General features: G+C 67.3%; 25 protein-coding genes. 13 read left to right on the top strand and 12 right to left on the bottom strand.

Translation table 11 applies throughout. The annotated features are described in order from the left end of the window. Nucleotides 1-7 precede the first annotated feature (7 nt). Entirely contained in the window at nucleotides 8-1,003 is a 996-nt protein-coding gene (locus ACW171_RS13920; protein WP_492096636.1) for a type II secretion system F family protein, read from the top strand. Nucleotides 1,004-1,006: 3 nt separating this feature from the next. Here ACW171_RS13920 and ACW171_RS13925 read toward each other — a convergent pair whose 3' ends face one another. Next, entirely contained in the window at nucleotides 1,007-1,438 is a 432-nt protein-coding gene (locus ACW171_RS13925; RefSeq protein WP_492093971.1) for an SRPBCC family protein, read from the bottom strand. Between the two features lie 87 nt (nucleotides 1,439-1,525). Further along, nucleotides 1,526-2,815: an MFS transporter gene (locus ACW171_RS13930; RefSeq protein ID WP_492093973.1), complete on the bottom strand. Its 1,290-nt coding sequence runs from the start codon at nucleotides 2,813-2,815 to the stop codon at nucleotides 1,526-1,528. Nucleotides 2,816-3,201: 386 nt separating this feature from the next. Between ACW171_RS13930 and ACW171_RS13935 the strand changes: the two genes are divergently transcribed. From ACW171_RS13935 to ACW171_RS13975, 9 genes are all read left to right on the top strand, one after another. Then, entirely contained in the window at nucleotides 3,202-4,104 is a 903-nt protein-coding gene (locus ACW171_RS13935) for a class I SAM-dependent methyltransferase (RefSeq protein WP_492093975.1), read from the top strand. A gap of 34 nt (nucleotides 4,105-4,138) precedes the next feature. Further along, complete coding sequence (locus ACW171_RS13940; RefSeq protein ID WP_492093977.1) at nucleotides 4,139-4,873, top strand: pseudouridine synthase; 735 nt, start codon at nucleotides 4,139-4,141, stop codon at nucleotides 4,871-4,873. A gap of 27 nt (nucleotides 4,874-4,900) precedes the next feature. Next, nucleotides 4,901-5,104 (top strand): type II toxin-antitoxin system Phd/YefM family antitoxin, encoded by a 204-nt coding sequence (locus tag ACW171_RS13945; protein WP_492093979.1) that lies wholly within the window; start codon nucleotides 4,901-4,903, stop codon nucleotides 5,102-5,104. After that, nucleotides 5,101-5,733, top strand: coding sequence for a phosphoribosylanthranilate isomerase (locus ACW171_RS13950; protein ID WP_492093981.1), 633 nt, complete (start codon nucleotides 5,101-5,103; stop codon nucleotides 5,731-5,733). Before ACW171_RS13945 ends, ACW171_RS13950 begins: the two co-directional genes overlap by 4 nt. Before the next feature lie 80 nt (nucleotides 5,734-5,813). Next, on the top strand, nucleotides 5,814-6,998 hold the full coding sequence (trpB, locus tag ACW171_RS13955; protein WP_492096637.1) for a tryptophan synthase subunit beta: 1,185 nt from the start codon (nucleotides 5,814-5,816) through the stop codon (nucleotides 6,996-6,998). A 2-nt stretch (nucleotides 6,999-7,000) separates the two neighbouring features. Next, nucleotides 7,001-7,453 (top strand): hypothetical protein, encoded by a 453-nt coding sequence (locus tag ACW171_RS13960; protein WP_492093983.1) that lies wholly within the window; start codon nucleotides 7,001-7,003, stop codon nucleotides 7,451-7,453. Next, nucleotides 7,450-8,280 (top strand): tryptophan synthase subunit alpha, encoded by an 831-nt coding sequence (trpA, locus tag ACW171_RS13965; protein ID WP_492093985.1) that lies wholly within the window; start codon nucleotides 7,450-7,452, stop codon nucleotides 8,278-8,280. The genes ACW171_RS13960 and trpA overlap by 4 nt, the downstream gene beginning before the upstream one ends. Before the next feature lie 10 nt (nucleotides 8,281-8,290). After that, on the top strand, nucleotides 8,291-9,190 hold the full coding sequence (gene accD, locus ACW171_RS13970) for an acetyl-CoA carboxylase, carboxyltransferase subunit beta (protein WP_492093987.1): 900 nt from the start codon (nucleotides 8,291-8,293) through the stop codon (nucleotides 9,188-9,190). Nucleotides 9,191-9,199: 9 nt separating this feature from the next. Beyond that, entirely contained in the window at nucleotides 9,200-10,477 is a 1,278-nt protein-coding gene (locus ACW171_RS13975; RefSeq protein WP_492093988.1) for a bifunctional folylpolyglutamate synthase/dihydrofolate synthase, read from the top strand. A 149-nt stretch (nucleotides 10,478-10,626) separates the two neighbouring features. Here ACW171_RS13975 and ACW171_RS13980 read toward each other — a convergent pair whose 3' ends face one another. Continuing rightward, nucleotides 10,627-12,285, bottom strand: coding sequence for a thiamine pyrophosphate-binding protein (locus ACW171_RS13980; RefSeq protein ID WP_492093989.1), 1,659 nt, complete (start codon nucleotides 12,283-12,285; stop codon nucleotides 10,627-10,629). Between the two features lie 116 nt (nucleotides 12,286-12,401). Here ACW171_RS13980 and ACW171_RS13985 point away from each other — a divergent pair, with 116 nt between their 5' ends. After that, on the top strand, nucleotides 12,402-12,539 hold the full coding sequence (locus ACW171_RS13985; RefSeq protein ID WP_428150727.1) for an entericidin A/B family lipoprotein: 138 nt from the start codon (nucleotides 12,402-12,404) through the stop codon (nucleotides 12,537-12,539). A 125-nt stretch (nucleotides 12,540-12,664) separates the two neighbouring features. After that, on the top strand, nucleotides 12,665-13,057 hold the full coding sequence (locus ACW171_RS13990) for a YidB family protein (RefSeq protein WP_492093991.1): 393 nt from the start codon (nucleotides 12,665-12,667) through the stop codon (nucleotides 13,055-13,057). 4 nt (nucleotides 13,058-13,061) lie between these two features. Here the strand turns inward: ACW171_RS13990 and ACW171_RS13995 are convergent, their stop codons facing one another. The 8 genes from ACW171_RS13995 to ACW171_RS14030 form a co-directional block, all read right to left on the bottom strand. Beyond that, nucleotides 13,062-14,423: a glutamate--cysteine ligase gene (locus ACW171_RS13995; RefSeq protein ID WP_492093993.1), complete on the bottom strand. Its 1,362-nt coding sequence runs from the start codon at nucleotides 14,421-14,423 to the stop codon at nucleotides 13,062-13,064. 80 nt (nucleotides 14,424-14,503) lie between these two features. Then, nucleotides 14,504-14,944, bottom strand: a complete 441-nt coding sequence (locus ACW171_RS14000) for an ion channel (RefSeq protein ID WP_492093995.1) — start codon at nucleotides 14,942-14,944, stop codon at nucleotides 14,504-14,506. 4 nt (nucleotides 14,945-14,948) lie between these two features. After that, on the bottom strand, nucleotides 14,949-15,662 hold the full coding sequence (locus ACW171_RS14005) for a 16S rRNA (uracil(1498)-N(3))-methyltransferase (RefSeq protein ID WP_492093997.1): 714 nt from the start codon (nucleotides 15,660-15,662) through the stop codon (nucleotides 14,949-14,951). A 146-nt stretch (nucleotides 15,663-15,808) separates the two neighbouring features. Beyond that, nucleotides 15,809-16,201: a hypothetical protein gene (locus tag ACW171_RS14010; RefSeq protein WP_492093999.1), complete on the bottom strand. Its 393-nt coding sequence runs from the start codon at nucleotides 16,199-16,201 to the stop codon at nucleotides 15,809-15,811. Nucleotides 16,202-16,244: 43 nt separating this feature from the next. Beyond that, on the bottom strand, nucleotides 16,245-16,853 hold the full coding sequence (locus ACW171_RS14015; RefSeq protein ID WP_492094001.1) for a C39 family peptidase: 609 nt from the start codon (nucleotides 16,851-16,853) through the stop codon (nucleotides 16,245-16,247). A gap of 158 nt (nucleotides 16,854-17,011) precedes the next feature. Next, nucleotides 17,012-18,175: an acyl-CoA dehydrogenase family protein gene (locus ACW171_RS14020; protein WP_492094003.1), complete on the bottom strand. Its 1,164-nt coding sequence runs from the start codon at nucleotides 18,173-18,175 to the stop codon at nucleotides 17,012-17,014. A gap of 195 nt (nucleotides 18,176-18,370) precedes the next feature. Beyond that, nucleotides 18,371-20,155: an acyl-CoA dehydrogenase C-terminal domain-containing protein gene (locus tag ACW171_RS14025; RefSeq protein ID WP_492094004.1), complete on the bottom strand. Its 1,785-nt coding sequence runs from the start codon at nucleotides 20,153-20,155 to the stop codon at nucleotides 18,371-18,373. Nucleotides 20,156-20,159: 4 nt separating this feature from the next. After that, a complete protein-coding gene (locus tag ACW171_RS14030) occupies nucleotides 20,160-20,642 on the bottom strand; it encodes a MerR family transcriptional regulator (RefSeq protein WP_492094006.1) in 483 nt (160 codons plus the stop codon). A gap of 54 nt (nucleotides 20,643-20,696) precedes the next feature. Here ACW171_RS14030 and ACW171_RS14035 point away from each other — a divergent pair, with 54 nt between their 5' ends. Beyond that, nucleotides 20,697-20,885: a DUF2256 domain-containing protein gene (locus ACW171_RS14035; protein ID WP_492094008.1), complete on the top strand. Its 189-nt coding sequence runs from the start codon at nucleotides 20,697-20,699 to the stop codon at nucleotides 20,883-20,885. On the opposite strand, the gene ACW171_RS14040 is transcribed toward ACW171_RS14035, so the two are convergent. Continuing rightward, nucleotides 20,854-21,297, bottom strand: coding sequence for a DoxX family protein (locus ACW171_RS14040; RefSeq protein ID WP_492094010.1), 444 nt, complete (start codon nucleotides 21,295-21,297; stop codon nucleotides 20,854-20,856). The two genes, ACW171_RS14035 and ACW171_RS14040, sit on opposite strands and share 32 nt — an antisense overlap. Nucleotides 21,298-21,336 lie beyond the last annotated feature (39 nt).

The following is a 21,336-nucleotide window of genomic DNA, read 5'->3' on the forward strand; positions in this document are numbered from 1 at the left end:
ATCCATCATGCGCGCCATCGTCGATCCGGTGAACCTGATGAGCGGGCTCGTCGCCGTGCTCGTCTTCGCCACCGTCCTGACCCTGCTCGGCGGGATGACCAGCGGCGTGAAGCTGGAAGGTCGGATGAAGGCCGTGGCTGTGCGTCGCGACGAGCTGAAGCGCCGCTCGCGCCAGGCCATCGCCGGCGGGCAGGGCGGCCTGAGACACACCGACGACGGGTTCAAGAAGACCGTCGTCGATCGGCTGAACCTGACCAAGATGCTGGAGGACCCGAAGGTCGTCGAGCAGATGAGCCAGGCGGGCTTCCGCGGGCCGCGTCCGCTGACGACCTTCTACTTCTTCCGTTTCGCCATGCCGTTCATCCTGTTCTTCGCGGCGGCGCTGTACCTGAGTCTGATCAACGACTTCGGCCAGCCGCTGATGATCCGTCTGGCGATCATGATGGGCGCGGCCGTGGCCGGGTTCTATGGGCCGAACATCTTCCTCCAGAACGTGATCACCAAGCGCAAGCAGTCGATCATGGAGGCCTTCCCCGACGCGCTGGACCTGATGCTGATCTGCGTCGAGGCCGGTATGTCGATCGAGGCGGCGATCGTGAAGGTGTCCCAGGAGATCGGGTCGACCTCCATTCCCCTGGCCGAGGAACTGGCCCTGTTGTCGGCCGAGCTGAGCTATTTGCCGGAGCGGCGGATGGCCTATGAGGGGCTGGCCAAACGGACCAATCACCCGGGCGTCCGGGCCGTGGCCACCGCCATGGTCCAGGCCGAGACCTACGGCACGCCTCTGGGGTCGGCCTTGCGCACCATGGCCAAGGAGAACCGCGAACTTCGCCTGTCGGCGGCGGAAAAGAAGGCCGCGGCCTTGCCGGCCCAGCTGACCGTGCCGATGATCCTGTTCTTCCTGCCGGTGCTGTTCACCGTCATCCTGGGCCCGGCGATCATCAAGATCCAGGACACCATGGCCTCGCAAGAGGGCCAGCAGTTGCCCAGCGAGCAGGAGTAGGGCTTAGCCGGCCTCGGACGTCGTCCGCAGCGCCTCGCCGATGGCCTCGCACGCGGTCTTGATCTTCTTCTTGTGCTTGTCGTGGAAGCCTTCGCCCATGAAGCCGGAGAAGATGAAGCCGTTGGCGACGATGCAGCTGCCGGGTTCCAGCTCCTCGATTTCGTAATATCGGACCACGTTGAACAGGAAGCCGCGCTTCTCGGTCCAGACCAACTGGGCGTTGGGCTGCCAATCGGCGACGCGGCCCGTGACCTGACGTTCGGGCAGGCCCTCGATGGCCTCGGTCAGGGTGATCACGCCGCCGAAGGCGATGGCGCCCGAGGCGGCTTTCTCGACCGGATTCCAGCGATCCCAACCCGGCAGGTCGGCGATGACCTCCCAGATCCTGTCCGAAGGGGCGCGGACGCCGACGCGTTTCTCGATCTTGAAGTTCATGCTCGTGATTTCGCAAGCTCGCCGCCGCCGTGCAAGCGCGGCATTGTTGTTGGACGACCGCCCGGCGCCTCGCTGCCCGGGCTCGGGCTATCGATTCCCCTCGGGGCCGGGTTGGGAGGCGGGCGGGGCGTCGGGCGCAGGGTTGTCCTCGACGCCCGGCGTCGGATCGTTGCGCAGCACCGGGCTGAGGAAGGCGAGGGCGACGGCGATCGCCAGCAACAGGGCGTTGCCCGCGAACGGACCCCACTCGACCAGCTCATAGAGGAAGACGCCGACGACGGGCGGGGCGAGGAAGCCGAGACCGGCCAGCGACATCATCAGGCCGGCCACCGCGCCCTGTTCGTGAGGCTTGACCGCGATCGAGGAGCCGGCCGTGAAGCCTGGCCGGGCGAAACCGACGCCCATGGAGACGATGGCGTAGCCGACGACGACGCCGAAATAGCCGGGCGAGGCGATGCTGACGAGATTGCCGAGCAGGGCCAGGGCCGCACCCCAGCGCATCAGTTCGCGCGGCTGCATCTTCAGAAGGGGGATGAGGCCCCACTGGACCATCAGGGTGGCGGCGGCGCCGGCGAACATGGCCACCCCGATGAAGGGCTGGGCCTGACGCGCGGCCAGTCCCGTCGACGCCATCTCGTCGATGATGTGGAAGCCGAGAACGGAGATGTTCACCGCCTGGGCTCCGGTGACGAGCAGGCCGTACAGTAGATAGTCGCGCACGCGCGGGTCGCGCCACAGACCCTTGTCGCCGCGATCACCGCTGGGCGAGGGTTGGCGCACCACATCGCCCGAGGGCAGCTTGAACCAGACGACCAGGAGCACGATCAGGCCGACGAGGGCATAGACGTACATTGGTCCCGCCAGTCCCACGAGCGGCAGGATGAAGAAGGGCGACAGCACCGGCCCGATCACCGTGCCCAATCCCTGCGCCGAGGCCAGCAGGGACATGGCCTGGGTCCGCTGTTCCGGGCTGGTGCGGTCGGCGACATAGGCCTGGGACGCGATCGGCGAGGCCGAACCGAACACGCCGTAGATCGTCCGCGCCGTCGCCATCAGAGCGAAGGCGATCATGGCCCCGAGCCAGCCCTCGATGCCCGAGGTCGCAGCCAGACCGAAGCCGGTCATGGACACGACGAATCCGCCGAGCCCGATCAGGATGACCTTCTTGCGTCCCAGCTTGTCAGACCAGCGGGCCCAGACCGGCGAAGCGATCGTCCACATCAGGGCCGAAATGGCGAAGGCCCCGGCGACCAGGGTGTCGGACAGACGAAACTCCCGCCCGATGGCCGGCAGCACCGACTGCAGCCCCATGTTCCCCGCCGTCGCGATCAGGCTGACGACGAACAGGATCATGAAGGCGGGAGAGCGGGGGGACATGGCGTTGTGCATAGACCAATGTTTTGGCGGAGGGAGAGGGCGCGACGCCAAAAAGAGAGTCGACAGAGTCTACGGAGTCGACATCGAGGGCGGAGCTGGTGGTGGGATGAAGAGTTTCGCACGGTTTTCGGGAGCGCCAGGAAAAGGGCCGAAAAAAATCCAGCACCATTGGATTTGCTGGTGAATTCCGGGCGTGAAGCGCCAGTATACCGCCGCTTGGCTGCGATGCTCTCGGACAAGCGGCAGCCATCCGGCAGAAGGTCGGGCGAATTACCCGTGGGGCGGGCGGTGTTCAGCGATCCGGCGATCGGGAGACGTCCCGGGGACTTGTGTCATCGGCTCGCCCCCCTCTCCCAGAAGGCGGCGAAGGGCGCTATGCACCGCCGATGACGACTTCGATCCTTTATGGCCGCCCCCCGCTCGTGTTCGATCCGCCGGGCGCGGCGACCCAGACCTCTCCGCAGATCCCCGGCTCGACGGCGCTGGAAAGCCTCGACGACGGCTCGGTCGAGACGGCCATGGTCTATGCGCCGCCGGGCGTTCTGGAGCGGCGCTATACGCTGGCGCAGACCCTCAGAGCGCTGAAGGTCGGCGGGCGTCTCGACGTCATGGCGGCCAAAGACAAGGGGGGCTCGCGGCTCAAGAAGGAGCTGGAGGCGTTCGGGCTTGAGGTGGGCGAGACGGCCAAGGCGCACCATCGGCGCTGTGTGGTGATCAAGACGGGCAATGAGACGGGCCTGGACGCGTCGATCGCGGCGGGCGCGATGCAGATGGTCGACGGGCTGGAAGCCTGGTCGCAGCCGGGCGTCTTCGCCTGGGACCGGATCGACGCCGGGTCGGCGCAGCTGGCCGCATCCCTGCCGGCGCTGAAAGGCGCGGGCGCGGATCTGGGGTGCGGGTACGGGGCGCTGGCGACGGTGGTCCTGCGGTCGGCGGCGGTGACGTCGCTGCGGTTGATCGACCTGGATCGGCGGGCGGTCGAGGCGGCGAAGAAGAACGTCGAGGACGCGCGGGCGTCGTTCGAATGGGCCGATGTGCGGACCGTCGAGGCGGCGGGCGATCTCGATTTCATCGTCTCCAATCCGCCCTTCCACGACGGCGGGGCCGAGGACCGGCGGCTGGGGCAGGCCTTCATCAGGAAGGCGGCGGAGATGCTGAAGAAGGGCGGGACCCTGTGGCTCGTGGCCAACCGGCACCTGCCCTACGAGGGCGAGCTGAAAGAGGCCTTCAAGCGGGTGACGCCGATCTCGGACGGCGGCGGGTACAAGCTGTTCGAGGCGGTGAAGTGAGCCGCGCTCAAATAGCCCGCAGGGCGGTAACGCAATGAAAAAAGTCCCCACCGCCCGCGTCGACAAGCTGCTCGGCTCGATGGGCTATGGCTCGCGGAGCGAGATCGCGCGGCTGGGCAAGGTCGGGGGGATCGTGCTGGACGGGGTCGATCTGATCGATGTGTCGAAGCGGATCGCGGTGACGGCGGACCTTCCCGAGCGGATGCGGATCGACGGGCGGCCGCTGGATCCGCCGGCGGGGCTGGTGTTGATCCTCAACAAGCCGCTGGGCATGACCTGTTCGCACAAGGAGGATGGGGCCCTGGTCTATGACGTCCTGCCCGAGCGGTGGCGTCGGCGGGACCCGGCGATCTCGACGATCGGGCGGCTGGACAAGGAAACGTCCGGGCTGTTGCTGCTGACCGACGACGGCGACCTGCTGCATCGGGTGATCTCGCCCAAGCGCCATGTGGCCAAGGTCTATCGCGCGACCCTGGCTCGGCCGCTGGTTGGGACTGAGGCGGCGCTATTCGAGGCGGGCGGCCTGGTGTTGGAGGGCGAGGACAAGCCGCTGGCGCCCGCCGTGCTGGAGGTGCTGTCGCCGACCGAGGCCCGGCTGTCGGTCACGGAGGGGCGCTATCATATGGTGCGCCGGATGTTCGCCGCCGTGGGCAACCACGTCGAGGCGCTTCATCGCGAGCGGATGGGGCAGCTGGCCTTGCCGGAGGATCTGGCGCCGGGGGACTGGCGGCTGGCGACGCAGGACGAGATCGACAGCCTGTTCCGATAATCCGGCTCACCTGCGAAGGAGCCGTGTTTGGGCCTCATGATGCTTTGGTTCAATGTGGATTTCGAGTATCCTCGGGCTATGGACGAAATCGCGATCGAGGAAGCGCAGCAACGGTTCGAGGAATTGATCGCACGCGTCGAAAACGGCGAAACCTTCGTCATTCGTCGAGGCGAGGACCTTTGCCGACTTGTGCCGCATGAAGCGCCTGTCGAGGCGGACCTGTCTCTTTGACCCATGTAAAAATCTGCGGCCTGACCACCCCCGAGACGCTCGACGTCGCGCTCGACTACGGGGCGGCGTTCGTCGGGGCGGTGATGTTCGCCAAGAGCCCCAGGAACATCTCGCCGGAGGATGCCAGGCCGCTGTTCGAGCGGGCGCGGGGACGGGCCGGGATCGTGGCGGTGACGGTGGATGCCGACGACGATCTGCTGAGCCGGATCGGGGCGCATCTGAGGCCGGACTTCGTGCAACTGCATGGGCGAGAGACGGTGGCGCGCGCGCATCAGGTGCGCACCCTGACCGGGGCGGGGCTCATCAAGGTGCTGTCGGTGGCGACGGCGCAGGATCTCGACGCAGCGGGGCCTTGGGAGGATCACGTCGAGCATTTGATGTTCGATGCCAAGCCCCCCGAGGGCTCGGCCCTGCCCGGCGGGGTGGGGGCGTCGTTCGACTGGTCGATGCTGGCCGGACGGACGTTCCGCAAGCCCTGGTTCCTCGCCGGCGGGCTGACGCCGGAGAATGCGGCCGAGGCTGCGGCGATCAGCAGCGCGCCTCTGCTGGATGTGTCCTCTGGCGTCGAAAGCGCGCCGGGTGTTAAGGACGCGGCCCGGATCGCGGCCTTTCTTAAGGCCGTCGTCTGAACCCTCCGCCCGGCCGTATTTCGGGCATACGCCTGCGTGAAAGCTGACCCGTGAACGCCATCATCCCCAACCAGTACGCCATGCCGGACGCGGAGGGCCGTTTCGGTCCCTATGGCGGGCGGTTCGTGGCCGAGACCCTGATGCCGCTCGTGCTCGAGCTGAACCAGGCCTATGAGGCCTGCAAGGCGGACCCGAGCTTCCAGGCCGAGCTGGATGACTACCTGACTCACTATGTGGGCCGGCCCAGCCCGCTTTATCATGCAGAGCGGCTGACCGAGCACCACGGCGGCGCCGACATCTGGTTCAAGCGCGACGAGCTGAACCACACCGGCGCGCACAAGATCAACAACTGCATGGGCCAGATCCTGGTCGCTATGCGGATGGGCAAGAAGCGGATCATCGCCGAGACCGGCGCGGGCCAGCATGGCGTGGCGACGGCGACCGTCTGCGCCCGATTCGGGCTGGAATGCATCGTCTATATGGGCGCGGCGGACGTCGAGCGGCAGTCGCCGAACGTGTTCCGCATGAAGCTGCTGGGGGCCAAGGTCGTGCCGGTGACCTCGGGGCGCGGCACGCTGAAGGACGCGATGAATGAGGCGATGCGCGACTGGGTCACCAATGTCGCCGACACCTACTATCTGATCGGCACGGCGGCGGGACCGCATCCCTATCCGGCCATGGTGCGGGACTTCCAGTCGGTGATCGGCAAGGAGACGCGGATCCAGATGCTGGCCCGCAAGGAAAAGCTGCCGGACGCGGTGGTCGCGGCCATCGGCGGCGGATCGAACGCCATCGGCCTGTTCCATCCCTTCATCGCGGACGCGGGCGTGCGGATGATCGGGGTCGAGGCGGCGGGACGCGGACTGGACGGCCCGGACCATGCGGCCTCGCTCCAGGGCGGACGGCCGGGCGTGCTGCATGGCAACCGCACCTATCTGCTGCAGGATGAGGACGGACAGATCCTGGAAGGCCACTCGATCTCGGCGGGCCTGGACTATCCGGGTATCGGGCCGGAACACGCATGGCTGAAGGACATCGGCCGGGCCGAGTATCGGTATGCGACGGATGTAGAGGCGCTCGAGGCTTTCCAGCTGTGCTCGAAGCTGGAGGGGATCATTCCGGCGCTGGAGCCCAGCCACGCCCTGGCGCGCGTCGGCGAGATCGCGAACGAGGTCGGCAAGGGCGGCGACGTGGTGCTGAACATGTGCGGGCGGGGCGACAAGGATATCTTCGCGGTGGCGAAGCATCTGGGCGTGGAGTTGTGACGATGAAGACGATCCTGCTGGCGGCCGTTCTGGCCGTCCTGCCGATGACGGCCGAGGCCCAGACGACGGGCGCGACCGGTGCGACGGGCATCGGCGTACCGGTCGAGGCCCCCGTGATGGACGGCGCGACCGTCGATGCGACCTGCGGCAATCTGTATGGGCTCGCGGGCCATGCCTTCTGCGTGACGGCGCCGCTGGCGTCGGTGGGGGCCATCGCCGAGGCCTACATCACCCATTTCGAGGGCTTGGGCTGGATCGCTGCGGGCGGCGACGACAACCGTGTGGTCTTCGTCAAGCGTCGCGAGGGCGGCGGTTGCGACGGGATGCAACTGCAAGCCTTCTATGATCCCAACCGTCCGGCGGGGCCCGATGTGGCCGGCTATATCGGCATGGCGACCATTCCCGGCGACGTCTGCGCCGGCCAGACAGCGCCCGCGACGCCGCCCGCCCAATGACCACCGCACGCATCGACGCCCGCTTCGCCGCGCTGAAGGCCGAGGGCCGCGCAGGGTTCGTGACCTATGTCATGGCCGGCGACCCCACACGTGACGAGGCGCTGGAGATTTTGCGAGGCCTGCCCGCCGCCGGGGCCGACATCATCGAACTGGGCTTTCCGTTCAGTGATCCGATGGCCGAGGGGCCGCCGATCCAGCGCGCGGCCCTGCGCGGGCTGAAGGCCGGGCTGACGCTGCGGGGCACGCTCGATCTGGCCGCCGCCTTCCGGGCCGGTGATGCGGACACGCCTCTGATCCTGATGGGGTATCTGAACCCGATCGAGAGCTACGGCTACGAGGCCTTCGCGCGCGACGCGGCGGCTGCGGGGGTGGACGGCTGCATCGTTGTCGACTGCCCGCCCGAAGAAGCCGATCCGCTGACGGATGCGCTGGATGCGGCCGAGGTGTCGCTGATCCGGCTGGCTACGCCGACGTCGGACGACGCGCGTCTGGAAGTGATTGCCAGACGAACCTCGGGCTTCGTCTATTACGTCTCGGTCGCGGGCGTGACCGGGGTCAAGGAGGCGCAGTCGGCATCCGTGGCTCCGGCGGTGGAACGGGTGCGCAAGGCCTCGGGTCTGCCGGTCGCGGTCGGGTTCGGGGTCAAGACGCCGGAACGGGCCGCCGAGATCGCACGCGTCGCCGACGCCGTGGTCGTGGGCTCCGTGCTGGTGGAAGAGGTTGCGGCCGCCCTCGACGCGAACGAACCGGCCGCGCCCCGCGTTCTGACCAAGGTGAAGGCGCTGGCCGACGCCGTGCGCGGTGCGCGCGTCAGCGAAACCGTCTAGAGACACCAAAATGGCTGACAAAACTCCTCCCAAGGCTCCTCAGGAAAAGCGCGGCGGCTGGCTCAGCCGGTTCGCGCCGGGCGTCCGCAAGATCGTCAGCCGGCGCGAGACGCCGGACAATCTGTGGGTCAAGGATCCCGACACCGGCGACATGCTGTACCGCGTCGATCTGGAGGCCGCCCTGTGGGTGACGCCGTCCGGCCGGCACATGCGGATCAATGCGACCCAGCGTCTGGGCTGCACCTTCGACGGTGGCGCTTACGAGACCATCTCTTCGCCCGACGTGGTCGAGGACCCGCTGAAATTCTCGGACGGAAAATCCTATCGCGATCGCCTGACGGCGGCGCGCAAGGCGACGGGCTCCAAGGACGCCATGTCGATCGGCTTCGGCGACATCGGCGGCACGCCGGCTGTCGCGGTGGTACAGGACTTCGCCTTCATGGGCGGATCGCTGGGCATGGCGGCCGGTGAGGGCTTCATCGCCGCCGCCCGCGCCGCGATCGAACGCAAGGTCCCGCTGGTCTGTTTCACCGCCGCCGGCGGAGCGCGGATGCAGGAGGGGGCGCTGAGCCTGATGCAGATGGCGCGCACGACCCTGGCCGTGCAGGAATTGAAGGACGCTCAGCTGCCCTATGTCGTGGTCCTGACCGATCCGACGACCGGCGGCGTGACGGCCAGCTATGCGATGCTGGGCGACGTTCACCTGGCCGAGCCGGGCGCCCTGATCGGGTTCGCCGGACCGCGCGTGATCGAGACGACCATCCGCGAGAAGCTGCCGCCGGGCTTCCAGCGCTCGGAATATCTGCAGGAAAAGGGCATGGTCGACCGCGTCGTCGCCCGCGCCGACCTGCCGGAAACGCTCGGCAAGCTGCTGTCGATGCTGATGGGCGGGAAGCGTCTGGCGGCGTAAGACGCCGCAATGGATCCCGTCTCCGAACGCCTGCGCGCCCGCCACCCCCAGAAGATCGACCTGTCGCTGGACCGGATGCGGACTCTGTGCGCGGTCTTGAGCAATCCTCAGGATCGGCTGCCGCCGGTGATCCATGTGGCCGGGACGAACGGCAAGGGATCGACCATCGCCTTCATCCGCGCGATGGCCGAGGCCGCCGGGTTGAAGGTGCATGTCTACACCTCGCCTCATCTGGTGCGGTTCAACGAGCGGATCCGGCTGGCGGGGGAGCTGATCTCGGACGCGCGGCTGTCGGCGATCCTGGACCGGATCGAGGCGGTGAAGAGCGTGCAAGCCACGGTGTTCGAGAGCACCACGGCCGCCGCCTTCGTCGCCATGGCCGAAACGCCGGCGGACCTGTGCATCATAGAGGTCGGCCTGGGCGGGACGCTGGATGCGACCAATGTGATCGAGCGGCCGCTGCTGAGCGTCATCGCGCCGGTGGATCTGGACCACGCCGAGTTCCTGGGGACCGAGATCGCCGGGATCGCGGGGGAGAAGGCAGGGATCCTGAAGGCCGGCGCGCGCGGGATCGTGGCGCGGCAGTCGGAAGAGGCCATGGCGGTGATCGAGGTGAAAGCCTCGGCGGCGGGTGTTCCGCTGACCGTCATGGGAGTGGATTTCGACGCCTGGGACGAGCGGGGCGGGATGGTGTTTCAGGATCAGGAGCAGTTCTTCGACCTGCCGGCGCCGGCGCTGAGAGGGCCGCATCAGGTGGCCAATGCAGGATTGGCCGTGGCGGTGGCGCTCGAGCTGGATCTGCCGGCGGAGGCGATCGCCGAGGGCGTGGCCGGGGCGACCTGGCCGGCGCGGATGCAGCGGCTGTCGGCGGGACCCTATGGCGAGATGGCGCGGGCGGCGGAGGCCGAGCTGTGGCTGGACGGCGGGCATAATCCCCATGCCGGGCGGGCGCTGGCGGAGGCTCTGGCCGAGCGTCAGAGGAAGGCGCCGCGACCGCTGGCGCTGATCGTCGGCATGCTGGCCAACAAGGATCACGGCGGCTTCTTCGAGGCGCTGAAGGGGTCTGAGGCGCACGTCTTCACCGTCGGCTTCGAGGGAACGGCGGCGGACCCGGCGGCGCTGGCGGCCGTCGCGCGCGGGCACGGCCTGGGGGCGCAGAGCTCGTCGTCGGTCGAGGCCGCGCTGAGCCGGGCGCTCAGGCTCGGCGCCGGCCGGGTGGTGATCTGCGGGTCGCTCTATCTGGCCGGCGAGGTGCTCGGGGCGTCCGAGGAGACGTGGCCGAAGTGATCCTTCTCCTCTCGGGGGAGAAGGTGGCCCGAAGGGTCGGATGAGGGGGCTGGTACCGCTACCTCGATGTCGAAAACGATGAGGCCGACAAAGCCCCCTCATCCGACTTCGCTTCGCTCAGCCACCTTCTCCCCCGAGAGGGAGAAGGGTCACTTTTTGCGCAGCCCCGTGATGGTCCGATTGGGCGCGATGTCCTCGGCCGAGGTGATCAAGTGGACGAGCGCGGGGCGGCCCTTGGCGGCGTCGCGAGCGGCCTGGAGCGCGGCGGGGAAGTCGGCGGTGGTCTCGCAGCGGACGGCGAAGGCGCCGAAGGCCTCGGCGTATTTGACGAAGTCGGGGTTCTTCAGATCGGTTGCGATGACGCGGGCGGGGTAGTGGCCCTCCTGGTGCATGCGGATGGTGCCCAGGGTCCCGTTGTCGACGACGATGACGACGACGTTGATGCCGTATTGCGCGGCGGTCGCCATCTCCTGGCCGGTCATCAGGAACTCGCCGTCGCCGGCCACGCAGATGACCTCGCGCTCGGGATGCAGGGACTTGGCGGCGATGGCGGCCGGGTAGCCGTAACCCATGGCGCCCGAGGTCGGGCCGAGCTGGGTGCGACAGGCGCGGTGACGGTAGAAGCGGTGCAGCCAGGCGGCGAAGTTGCCGGCCCCGTTGGTGACGACGGCGCTGGGCGGCAGGACCTCGCCGAGGTGGGCCATGCATTCCGACATGTTGACCGCGCCGGTGACCGGCACGGGGGTCGAGAAAGCTTGGTAGTGGTCGTGGGCGGCCTTGGCGGCGTCGTGCCAGGTACGACCGGGCTCCAGCGTCGCCAAGGCGTGGGCGGCGAGGCTGTTGTCGGCGACGGCGCTGATGAAGGTGGCCCAGACGCGGCCGAGTTCCTCCGGCGACGGGTGGATGTGAACCAGCTTCCCGGCCGTCTCATCGCGGGTGAACAGGGTGTAGCCCTGTGTCGGATTCTCGCCGAACCGGGCGCCGAGAGCGATCAGCAGGTCGGCCTCGCGGGCGCGCTTCATCAGCTCGGGATTGCAGCCGAGGCCGAGGTCGCCGGCGTAGTTGGGCCGGTCGTTGGACAGGATGTCCTTGCGCCGGAACGACAGGGCGACGGGCAGGCCAATCCGCTCGGACCAGTCGCCGATGGCGGCAGCGGCCTCGTCCGTCCAGCCGGAGCCGCCGAGGACCAGCAGGGGGCGTTCGGCCTTCGACAGGCGCGCGCCGAGGTCGGCGAGTAAGGCGGGGTCCAGGCCGCCCTTCGCGGGCGTCACGGCGCGGACGGGGGCAGGCCCGCCGGGTTCGTGCAGGATGTCCTCGGGCAGGGCGATGACGACGGGACCCATCCGACCCTGCTGGGCCGTGGCGAAGGCGCGTTCGACGATCTCGACGGTGCGGTCGGGGCTCTCAAGCTCGGTGGCCCATTTGGCCAGGCCGCCGAAGACCTCGCGATAGTCGATCTCCTGGAAGGCGCCGCGGCCCCGGTCGGTCAGGGCGATCTGCCCGACGAACAGGATCATCGGGGTCGAGTCCTGATGCGCGGTGTGCACGCCGATGGAGGCGTGGGTGGCGCCCGGTCCGCGCGTGACCATGCAGACGCCGGGCCGCCCGGTCATCTTGCCATAGGCCTCGGCCATGTTGGCGGCGCCCGCCTCGTGGCGGCAGGTGATGACCTCGATCTCGGGGTGGTCGACGAGGGCGTCGAGCACGGCGAGATAGCTTTCGCCCGGGACACAGAAGACGCGGGTCACGCCGTTAATCGCGAGGGTCTCGACGAGGCGACGGGCGGCGGTTCCGGCGGGCTGGGTCATGCGCGATGGACTAGCAGATCGTCGGCGCGGTTGGCGACCTCCACAGCCTTGCCGCAACCATGGAACCCGTGGTGAAGCTTGGAGTTATCGGAGCTTCACCATTGGGGAACTCCACCATGAAAAAGATCATCACCCTGTCGCTGGTCGCCGCCGCCCTGGCCGTCTCGGCCTGCAACACCATCTCGGGCGTCGGCCGCGACGTCTCGGCCGCCGGTTCGGCCGTCTCGACCGGCGCAGAGCAAGCCAAGAACTAGGATCAAGGCCGAAACGTCGATCGACGAGAGCCCGCCGGAACCCGGCGGGCTTTTCCGTTTTCGCCGCCGACACGAAATCGTAGCGTCACGGCGGCAGACTGGTCTCGAAACAAGGGAGACTGCGAATGGGTATCTTCGACAGCGTGCTGAACGGTCTGGGCGACCAGGCCGCGGGTGGCCTCGGCGACCTGCTGAAGGGGCAGGGCGGGGTTGCGGGTCTGGCCGAAAAGTTCGGTGGCGCAGGCATGGGCGACACGGTCCAGTCGTGGATCGGCACGGGCGGCAACGTCAACATCACGCCGGAACAGATCCGGCAGGTGCTGGGATCAGGCCCCATTGCGGATTTCGCCGCGCGTCTCGGAATCTCGCCGGAACAGGCGTCAGAGACCCTGGCCGGCCTGCTGCCCGAGGCGGTGGACCGCCTGACCCCAAACGGCCAGCTTGCCGAAGCCGGCGGGCTGCTGGATCAACTTCCGGGTGGCGTGGGCGATATGCTGGGCGGCTTCCTGAAACGCTGAAGCCTCAATAGGCGAAGTCGCGATAGATGCGGTCGACATCGCCCTTCCAGTCACCGTGGTACATGTCCAGCATCCGTTCGGCGGGGGTGACGCCGGTGTCGGCGATGTCTTCCAACTCGGCCAGATAGCCGCGCTCATCGACCATCCCGCCCGAGAATTTGGCGCGGTTCTTCAGCCCCTGGCGGGCGATCGCGACCATGTCGACGGCGATGTCGCGCACCGACCGGCCGGCCACTTCGGCGCGCAGGCCCAGACGGGTGACGTCGCGACGCAGGCGTTCGTGGTCCTCGATGTCCCAGTCCTTGCAGAGGTCCCAGGCGGCGGCCAGCGAGGGCGCGTCATAGAAGATGCCGGTCCACAGGGCGGGCAGGGCGCAGATGCGGCTCCACGGACCGCCGTCCGAGCCGCGCATCTCCAGATATTGTTTGAGGCGGACTTCGGGGAACAGGGTGGTCAGGTGATCGCCCCAGTCCTTCAGCGTCGGCCGTTCACCCGGCAGGGCGGGCAGTTTGCCGTCCATGAAGTCGCGGAACGACTGGCCCGAGGCGTCGACATATCTCTCGCCGCGCTTGGCGAAATACATCGGGGTGTTCAGGGCGTAGTTCGCATAGGTCTCGAAGCCGAAGCCGTCCTGGAAGACGAAGTTCAGCATGCCGGTGCGGTCGGGATCGGTGTCGGTCCAGACGTTGGCGCGCGCGGACAGGAAGCCGTTCGGGCGACCTTCCGTGAACGGACTACAGGCGAACAGGGCCGTGCCGATAGGCTGGAGCGCCAGACTGGTGCGGAACTTGGCGACCATGTCGGCTTCGTCGGAGAAGTCGAGATTGGCCTGGATGGTGCAGGTGCGCAGCATCATGTCGAGGCCGAGATTGCCCTTCTTGGGCATGTAGGACCGCATGATGTCGTAGCGGCCCTTGGGCATGACGGGCACGTCTTCGCGCGTCCATTTCGGGTCGAAACCGGCACCGAGGAAGCCGAGATTCAGCTCGTCGGCGACCATCTTGACCTCCATCAGGTGCTGGCCGGTCTCCGAGCAGATGTCGTGGATGGTCTGGAGCGGGGCGCCGGACAGTTCGAACTGGCCGCCGGGCTCAAGCGAGATGGAGGCGGTGAAGCCTTCGGCGTTCTTGCGCTCCAGCGCGATCACCTTGCCAGCCTCCTCGACGGGGGCCCAGCCGAAGCGTTGCAGGCCGGTCAGCATGGCCAGGATGCCGTTCGGACCCTCGTAGATGGGGCGGCGCAGGGTCGACTTGTCGAAGCCGAACTTTTCGTGCTCGGCGCCGACGCGCCATTCGGACTTGGGCTTGGAGCCCTTCGACATGACGCCGACCAGGTCGTCGAAGGTGAGCGGCGCGGTATCGGTCATGGGGGCCCCAGCGGGCGACTGGCCCATTGCGGCTAGATGGGCGAGATTGTCGTCAGTCTCAAGGGGAGCGCGGCGGACGATCAGTCGTGATGATGACGTGCGGGCATGAAGCGCGTCATCAGGGTGACGAAGAAGGCGATGGACCAGCCCAGCAGAAGCGCGCCGTTGATCCCTTCCAGCGCGCCCAGAAGCTTCCACTCCGGCGACACCGACGCATCCGAAAAACCGATGGAGGCATAGGTGATGGTCGAGAAATAGACGGCGTCGCGCAGAGTCTCGATGGCGCCGATCCCGCGATAGAGGACGGCGTAGAGCCAGATCTCGATCCCATGCAGGACCAGAAGACCGACCGTCGCCAGAACGGCCACCAGGGCCCCCTCTATGGAGACGGGGCTGATCCGGGCGTGGTCCTTTGACCGGTCGCGCATCTCGAGTAGGCGGCCTAGCACCAGCAGGCCTGCGCCATGCAGAATCACGGTGACGAGGACCATCACGGTCGACAGGGCGAGCTCGACCAGCATCGGCCTAGCGCTCCCAGTCGCCGACGGCGGCCTGCCACAGGGTCATGGCGGCGATGGCGGCGGTGTCGGCGCGCAGGATGCGGGGGCCAAGCGATACGGCGGTGGTGAAGGGCTGGCTGCGCAGACGCTCGCGCTCCTCCGGCGAGAAGCCGCCCTCGGGACCGATCAGGATGGCCCATGGGCCGGGTTCGGTCACGGCCGAGGCGACGGGCGCACCGCCGGTCTCGTCGCAAAACATCAGGCGGCGCGAGGCGTCCCAGCCGTCGAGGATGGCGCCCAGCTTTTCGGGATCGTCGATGGTCGGCACGTCGAGACGGCCCGTCTGTTCGGCGGCCTCGATGGCGATGGCGTCCAGGCGGTCGAGGCGGACGTGCTCGACATTGGTGCGCTGTGTCACCGTCAGACGAACGCGGCGGGCACCCAGTTCGGCGGCTTTTTCGACGATGGTCTCGACCCGCGATTTCTTGATGACGGCCACGATCAGCTCGAGGTCGGGGCCGAGCGCCTGTGGCCGCACCTGTTCCTCGGCGCGCAGGACGACGCCCTTCTTGAGCACCTCGGCGATGGTTGCGCGCCATTCGCCGTCGTGGCCATTGAAGACCAGCAGGGCGTCGCCGAGCTTCAACCGCATGACCTGGGTCAGATAGCGGGACTGGTCGAGCGTGGGGGCGACGCCCGCGCCGGCGGACAGGGGATGGGGGACGTGGAGGCGGATCATCGGCGTTCGGACGCAGACTTCGATAGCGAACCCTTGCTGGCTTTGCGCTCAGCCTTCCAGAAGGCGCGCTTCGCCCATCGAAGGTGTTTCCACCATTCGTTGGGAGGAGTGAGCATGCCTTTCTTCACCGTCGCCATATGACCAATCTATCGGTCCGAAGGCGCATCCGGAAGCTTGACCCCGAACAAGCGCGCCACAACCGGGAAGATGGCGTCGGCGTCCTGTTCGGTGGTCCCGAACGGCGCGCGCAGGTCGAGCCAGTATTCGCGGAACTCGGTCCCGTCGCTGTTGGCGAGGACGGTCAGGGCGGCGCGGATGCGGGTTTGGGTTTCGCGTGTCAGCTCCGCGAAAGGGCCTGTGATCTCCGCCTTGAGCGCGAGGGCGACGTCGTCGGGGTTCTGCGGATCGACCAGGTCGAGGCGGTTCTGCGTTGCTGAGTTTCCCGCCTGACCGATCCAGGCGTCGAACAGGCTGTCGAGCAGTTCGGAACGGGCGCGGGCCTCGCGTTCCGCCAGTCGTTGAGGGGCCGTCTTGCGCATGGGACTTCATACCCGCTGAGCCGCGCGGGGCAATGTCCGGGTGTCAGACGGTGCGCGGGCAGGTCAGGATCAGGTAGCGGCCGGTGCGGCCGTAGGCGGTCTCGTTCCAGACGGCGCCGAACTGGTCATAGGTCAGGGCATGGCGCCCGGGCGCGGGCCCCTTCGGGTCGACGATGTGCAGAAGCTTCTGTCGGACGTCGAAGCCCCGGATGATGAAGGCGTGGCCGTGCGGAACGCTGACGTCGGCCAGGACGGGGCGGCCGTCGGCGAGGGAGGTCTGGATCGCCTTCAGGCCTGCTTCCAGGCCGGCCGACGTCTGGGCATAGCGCCTTTCGGTCCAGCCGTAGCCCATCTGGTTCATGCCGCGCAGGAGGTCGTCGTAGAGGGTGACGGTGAAATCGTTGAAGGGGAGCGCCTCGTCGTAGCTACGGCCTTCGGCCAGAGACTTCAGCTTCCGCGGCGGATGCGCATCCCCGTAATAGGCGGCGATGATCGAGGCCGCCGTCGGGGCATGAAGCTGGGCTTCCTGTTGTATGTGACGGACGGCGAGCTCTACGCGGTGCTGGGTCCGCACCTCGGCCTCGACCGCGCGGTCGCAGCCGCCGGCCGCGATGACTGCGCCGCCGCTGATCAGCTGTCGCCTGGAAAGCATCTTTTAGTCCTCGAATAACGAGGGAGTCTGGCCCCGACGCCTTAAGGAAGGGCGAACCATGACATCAGGGAAATCCCCTGCATGCAGCCCTTGTCATCCCCGACGAAGCGCAGCGGCGATCGGGGATGACAAAAGCCGGCGCGTGCTCAGCGGCCGCCTTAAAGGCTGCGCGCGATCAAGACCTTCATGATCTCGTTGGTGCCGCCGTAGATGCGCTGGACGCGGGCGTCCTTGTAGAGCTGGGCGATCGGGTACTCGTTCATATAGCCGTAGCCGCCGTGCAGCTGGAGCATCTCGTCCAGGACCTCGCCCTGGATGTCGGTGACCCAATATTTGGCCATGGAGGCCGTGACGGCGTCGAGCTGGCCCTTGAGGTGAAGGCCGATGCAGTGGTCGACGAAGACCCGGGCCACGGTCAGCTTGGTCTTGACCTCGGCCAGTTTGAACTGGGTGTTCTGGAACTCCAGGATCGACTTGCCGAAGGCCTTGCGCTGTTTGACGTAGGCCAGGGTCTCCTGGAGGCCCCGTTCGGCAGCGGCGATGCCCTGGACGGCGATGTTCAGCCGTTCCTGGGGCAGCTGCTGCATCAGCTGGATGAAGCCGCGACCTTCCTCGCCGCCGATGATGTTGTCGGCCGGGACGTGGACGTCGTTGAAGAAGAGCTCGGAGGTGTCGTTGCCCTCCATGCCGATCTTGTGGAGGTTGCGACCGCGCTCGAAGCCTTCCGCGCCGTCGGTCTCGACGACGATCAGGGACGTGCCCTTGGAGCCCTGTGACGGGTCGGTCTTGGCGACCACGATGATGAAGTTGGCCAACTGACCATTGGTGATGAAGGTCTTCGACCCGTTCACGACATAGCCGTTCCCGGACTTGATGGCGGTGGTTTTCACGCCCTGCAGGTCGGAGCCGGCGCCCGGCTCGGTCATGGCGATGGCGCCGACCAGTTCGCCGGTAAGCAGGCGCGGCAGCCAGCGGGCCTTCTGTTCCTCGGTGCCGTAGTGCCAGATGTAGGGGGCGACGATGGCGTTGTGCAGCGAGATGCCGAAATGGTCCGCGCCCTTCCAGCCGAGCTGGCGCATCAGGACGACCTCGTGGCGATAGTCGCCGCCCATGCCGCCGTCTTCCTCGGGCATCGAGAGGCCGAGCAGGCCCGCCTCGCCGGCCTGGTTCCACAATTCGCGGGGGACGGAGGAGTTGGCGATCCAGGACTGCACGGCCTCGGGCGGCGCGTGCTCGTCGATCCATTTGCCGACGCTGTCGGAGAACATGACGATTTCCTCCTCGAGCATGAAGTCGGGGGAAGGGGTGTCGATGACGTTCATGGATCGGCTCCGCTTTACGAGACCCTCTCCCTGCGGGAGAGGGCTTGAGCGCACGGCGGCTAAAGCCGTCGTCCTTGCGCGAAAGGGTGAGGGGTTGGCGCTAGCCGGTGAGGGATGCCCCTCACCCTTTCGGCTGGCGGATCGCTGCGCTTTCCGAGCCTCAAGCCCTCTCCCGCCGGGAGAGGGGGCGTAAAATCAGAACGCCTCCGCCGGCATCTGCATCAGGACATCCGCACCGGTCTTCAGCTTGACCAGGTGGCCCTGCGCGTCGGGAAGGATGCGTTCGACGAAGTAGCGGCCGGTCTGCATCTTGGTGACGTAGAAGGGGTCGTCCGAACCGGCGTCGATCTTCGCCTGGGCCGCCTTGGCCATCTGGGCCCAGAGGTAGGCCAGGGCCGTGATGCCGAACAGGTTCAGATAGTCGGTCGAGGCGGCGGCGGCGTTGTCGGGGTTGGCCATGCCGTTCTGCATCAGCCACATGGTGGCCTCCTGCAGTTTCTTCTTGGACTCGGCCAGGCCGTCGACGAAGGGCTTCACCGGACCCTCGCCGCCGTTGTCGCCGACGAAGGCGTCGATGTCGGCGAACCAGCTCATGATGGCGCGACCTCCCTGCGACGGCAGTTTGCGGCCCACCAGATCCAGAGCCTGGATGCCGTTGGTGCCCTCGTAGATCATGGTGATCCGGGCATCCCGCAGATACTGCGAGGCCTGGAAATGCTCGGTGTAGCCCGAGCCGCCATGGACCTGCATGCCGAGGCTCGCGACATGGAAGCCCTTGTCGGTCAGATAGGCTTTCAGGACCGGGGTCAGCAGACCCATGTAGTCCTTGGCCTTCTGGGCCGTGGCTTCGTCGGCGGACTTCTCGAGGTCGGCCTGCAGCGCGGTCCACAGGATGAAGGCCTGGCCGCCTTCGACGAAAGCCTTGGCCTCCAGCAGCATGCGGCGGACGTCGGGGTGGACCATGATGGAATCGGCCTGCTGATCCGGGCTCTTGGGTCCGGTCAGGCTGCGGCCCTGGATGCGGTCCTTGGCGAACTCAAGCGCGGCCTGATAGGCGGCGGCGCCGATGGCCAGACCTTGCAGGCCGGTGCCCAGGCGGGCCTCGTTCATGACCACGAACATGTTGTTCATGCCCCGGCCTTCTTCGCCGATCAGCCAGCCGGTGGCCTCTTCGTACTGCATGACGGCGGTGGCGTTGCCGTGGATGCCCATCTTGTGCTCGAGGCCGGTGCACTGAAGCGTGTTGCGCTCGCCGATCGAGCCGTCCTCGTTGACCAGGAATTTGGGCACCAGGAACAGCGACAGGCCCTTGATGCCGGCCGGAGCGCCTTCGACGCGGGCCAGGACCGTGTGGATGATGTTGTCGGTGAAGTCGTGCTCGCCGGCCGAGATCCAGATCTTCTGGCCCGAGATCTTGTAGGTGCCGTCGCCCTGGGGCACGGCCTTGGTGCGCACCATGCCGAGGTCGGTGCCGCACTGGGGCTCCGTCAGGTTCATGGTCCCGCCCCACTCGCCGGTGGCCATCTTGGGCAGGTATTTGGCCTTCAGCTCCTCCGACGCATTGGCGTGGATGCCGGCATAGGCACCCGCGGTCAGGCCCGGATACATGGAGAAGGCGGCCGAGGCGCCGGCGGTGAACTGGCCGAACGCCATGCCCACCACGGCGGGCATGCCCTGGCCGCCATAGGCCGGGTCGGCCGACAGGGCGGGCCAGCCGGCCTCGACCATGGCCTTGTAGGCTTCCTTCCAGCCCTTGGGGCCGGTGACGACCCCGCCCTCGGCCCAGTGGCAGCCTTCCTTGTCGCCCGAGTGGTTGATCGGGGCGATCACTTCCTCGGCGAACTTGGCGCCTTCCTCCAAGATCTGGCCGACCAGATCGGACGAGATGTCCTCGAAACCGGGCTGGTTCGTGTAGCGGTCGATTTCCAGAACTTCGTTCAGGATGAAGGTCAGGTCGCGGACGGGCGCCTTGTAGGCCATGGGGTCAGGCTCTCAGCTTGAACGGATGATGGGCGTGGTGGTCGAGGTGTTCGCGCAGCACCGAGGCATATTCCTCGGCGCCGGGCAGAAGGTCGGGGCGTTGTTCGGACAGGCGCGATTCCATCGCCGCGCAGGCTTCCTCGGCCATCTCGATGGCGGCGTCGAGGTCTTCGCGCTGCTGCTTCAGGGCCTCGATCTGCGCCCTGTGACGGGCGAGCGCGATGGCCATTTGATGGGTGTTGCCGTCGTTCCTGTCATAGAGGTCCAGCATCTCCTGGATCTCGGTCAGGGTGAAGCCGATGCGGCGGCCCCGCAGGATCAGCTTTAGCCGGGCGCGATCGCGGGCGTCATAGACCCGCGTCTGGCCCTTGCGCGCCGGGGTCAGCAGGCCCTTGTCCTCGTAGAATCGAAGCGCGCGCGCGGTCGCGCTGAACTCGCGACAGAGTTGGCGGATCGAATAGGTGCGATGATCGTCGGCGGTCGCCATACAGACGACATAGCTCAAACTTGACGCGGACGTAAAGGGAAGCTTTTAGGGACAATGGCGCGCAAGCACGTCAACAACGCAGGGACCGCGAAACGCGACTTGCCGCAGAAGACCTGCGTCTCCTGCGGCCAAGCCTTTGCGTGGCGAGCCAAATGGGCGCGCGATTGGGATCAGGTGAAATTCTGTTCGGAGCGCTGTCGGCGCGCAGGGATCAGCGGCGGCCCAGCAGAACCGGGATCGTGATCGCCAGCAGCACGGCGTTGGTCACGGCCAGGCCGATGTCCATGCCGACCATGTGAACCGTCAACATGACAGCCTCGAGCGCCGTCAGGCCGGCGGCCGAGATCAGCAGGGGCCAGCGGCCGAGCTTCCACGAGACCAGCGGGGCCAGCATGCCCAGAGCCAGGACGATCTCGACGATGCCGACGCCGCGCACCAGGTTCTCGGAAAACAGAGCCGGCCAGGCCATCAGGGCGACCAGATTGTCCATCGACTCGGTCAGCTTGGCGTAGCCGGCGGCGAAGAAGAACATCGCGGCCCACCCCTGCAGCGTCCAGAGCGCCAGGTTGCGATAGCCGACGATGGTGCGGGCGCGCGCCGCCGAGACGGGCGCGCGGGTAACGGGCGAGGAAGGGGCGGGGAAGGTCGAGGACATCGGTGCGTTCGTTTCGTCGGGGAGGACGGGATGATTGGT

It is taken from the genome of Brevundimonas sp. FV1ye28, assembly GCF_058681135.1.

Excerpts from the sequence above, each read along its gene's own strand:
- ACW171_RS13985 (WP_428150727.1), top strand. The coding sequence starts at position 12,402 with ATGAAAAAGATCATCACCCTGTCGCTGGTCGCCGCCGCCCTGGCCGTC.
- ACW171_RS13935 (WP_492093975.1), top strand. The coding sequence starts at position 3,202 with ATGACGACTTCGATCCTTTATGGCCGCCCCCCGCTCGTGTTCGATCCG.
- ACW171_RS13975 (WP_492093988.1), top strand. The coding sequence starts at position 9,200 with ATGGATCCCGTCTCCGAACGCCTGCGCGCCCGCCACCCCCAGAAGATC.
- ACW171_RS14040 (WP_492094010.1), bottom strand. The coding sequence starts at position 21,297 with ATGTCCTCGACCTTCCCCGCCCCTTCCTCGCCCGTTACCCGCGCGCCC.
- ACW171_RS14025 (WP_492094004.1), bottom strand. The coding sequence starts at position 20,155 with ATGGCCTACAAGGCGCCCGTCCGCGACCTGACCTTCATCCTGAACGAA.
- ACW171_RS13990 (WP_492093991.1), top strand. The coding sequence starts at position 12,665 with ATGGGTATCTTCGACAGCGTGCTGAACGGTCTGGGCGACCAGGCCGCG.
- ACW171_RS13925 (WP_492093971.1), bottom strand. The coding sequence starts at position 1,438 with ATGAACTTCAAGATCGAGAAACGCGTCGGCGTCCGCGCCCCTTCGGAC.
- ACW171_RS13960 (WP_492093983.1), top strand. The coding sequence starts at position 7,001 with ATGAAGACGATCCTGCTGGCGGCCGTTCTGGCCGTCCTGCCGATGACG.
- ACW171_RS13980 (WP_492093989.1), bottom strand. The coding sequence starts at position 12,285 with ATGACCCAGCCCGCCGGAACCGCCGCCCGTCGCCTCGTCGAGACCCTC.
- ACW171_RS14005 (WP_492093997.1), bottom strand. The coding sequence starts at position 15,662 with ATGATCCGCCTCCACGTCCCCCATCCCCTGTCCGCCGGCGCGGGCGTC.
- trpA (WP_492093985.1), top strand. The coding sequence starts at position 7,450 with ATGACCACCGCACGCATCGACGCCCGCTTCGCCGCGCTGAAGGCCGAG.
- accD (WP_492093987.1), top strand. The coding sequence starts at position 8,291 with ATGGCTGACAAAACTCCTCCCAAGGCTCCTCAGGAAAAGCGCGGCGGC.
- ACW171_RS13995 (WP_492093993.1), bottom strand. The coding sequence starts at position 14,423 with ATGACCGATACCGCGCCGCTCACCTTCGACGACCTGGTCGGCGTCATG.
- trpB (WP_492096637.1), top strand. The coding sequence starts at position 5,814 with ATGCCGGACGCGGAGGGCCGTTTCGGTCCCTATGGCGGGCGGTTCGTG.
- ACW171_RS14030 (WP_492094006.1), bottom strand. The coding sequence starts at position 20,642 with ATGGCGACCGCCGACGATCATCGCACCTATTCGATCCGCCAACTCTGT.
- ACW171_RS14035 (WP_492094008.1), top strand. The coding sequence starts at position 20,697 with ATGGCGCGCAAGCACGTCAACAACGCAGGGACCGCGAAACGCGACTTG.
- ACW171_RS13920 (WP_492096636.1), top strand. The coding sequence starts at position 8 with ATGCGCGCCATCGTCGATCCGGTGAACCTGATGAGCGGGCTCGTCGCC.
- ACW171_RS14015 (WP_492094001.1), bottom strand. The coding sequence starts at position 16,853 with ATGCTTTCCAGGCGACAGCTGATCAGCGGCGGCGCAGTCATCGCGGCC.
- ACW171_RS13940 (WP_492093977.1), top strand. The coding sequence starts at position 4,139 with ATGAAAAAAGTCCCCACCGCCCGCGTCGACAAGCTGCTCGGCTCGATG.
- ACW171_RS14000 (WP_492093995.1), bottom strand. The coding sequence starts at position 14,944 with ATGCTGGTCGAGCTCGCCCTGTCGACCGTGATGGTCCTCGTCACCGTG.
- ACW171_RS13930 (WP_492093973.1), bottom strand. The coding sequence starts at position 2,815 with ATGTCCCCCCGCTCTCCCGCCTTCATGATCCTGTTCGTCGTCAGCCTG.
- ACW171_RS14010 (WP_492093999.1), bottom strand. The coding sequence starts at position 16,201 with ATGCGCAAGACGGCCCCTCAACGACTGGCGGAACGCGAGGCCCGCGCC.
- ACW171_RS14020 (WP_492094003.1), bottom strand. The coding sequence starts at position 18,175 with ATGAACGTCATCGACACCCCTTCCCCCGACTTCATGCTCGAGGAGGAA.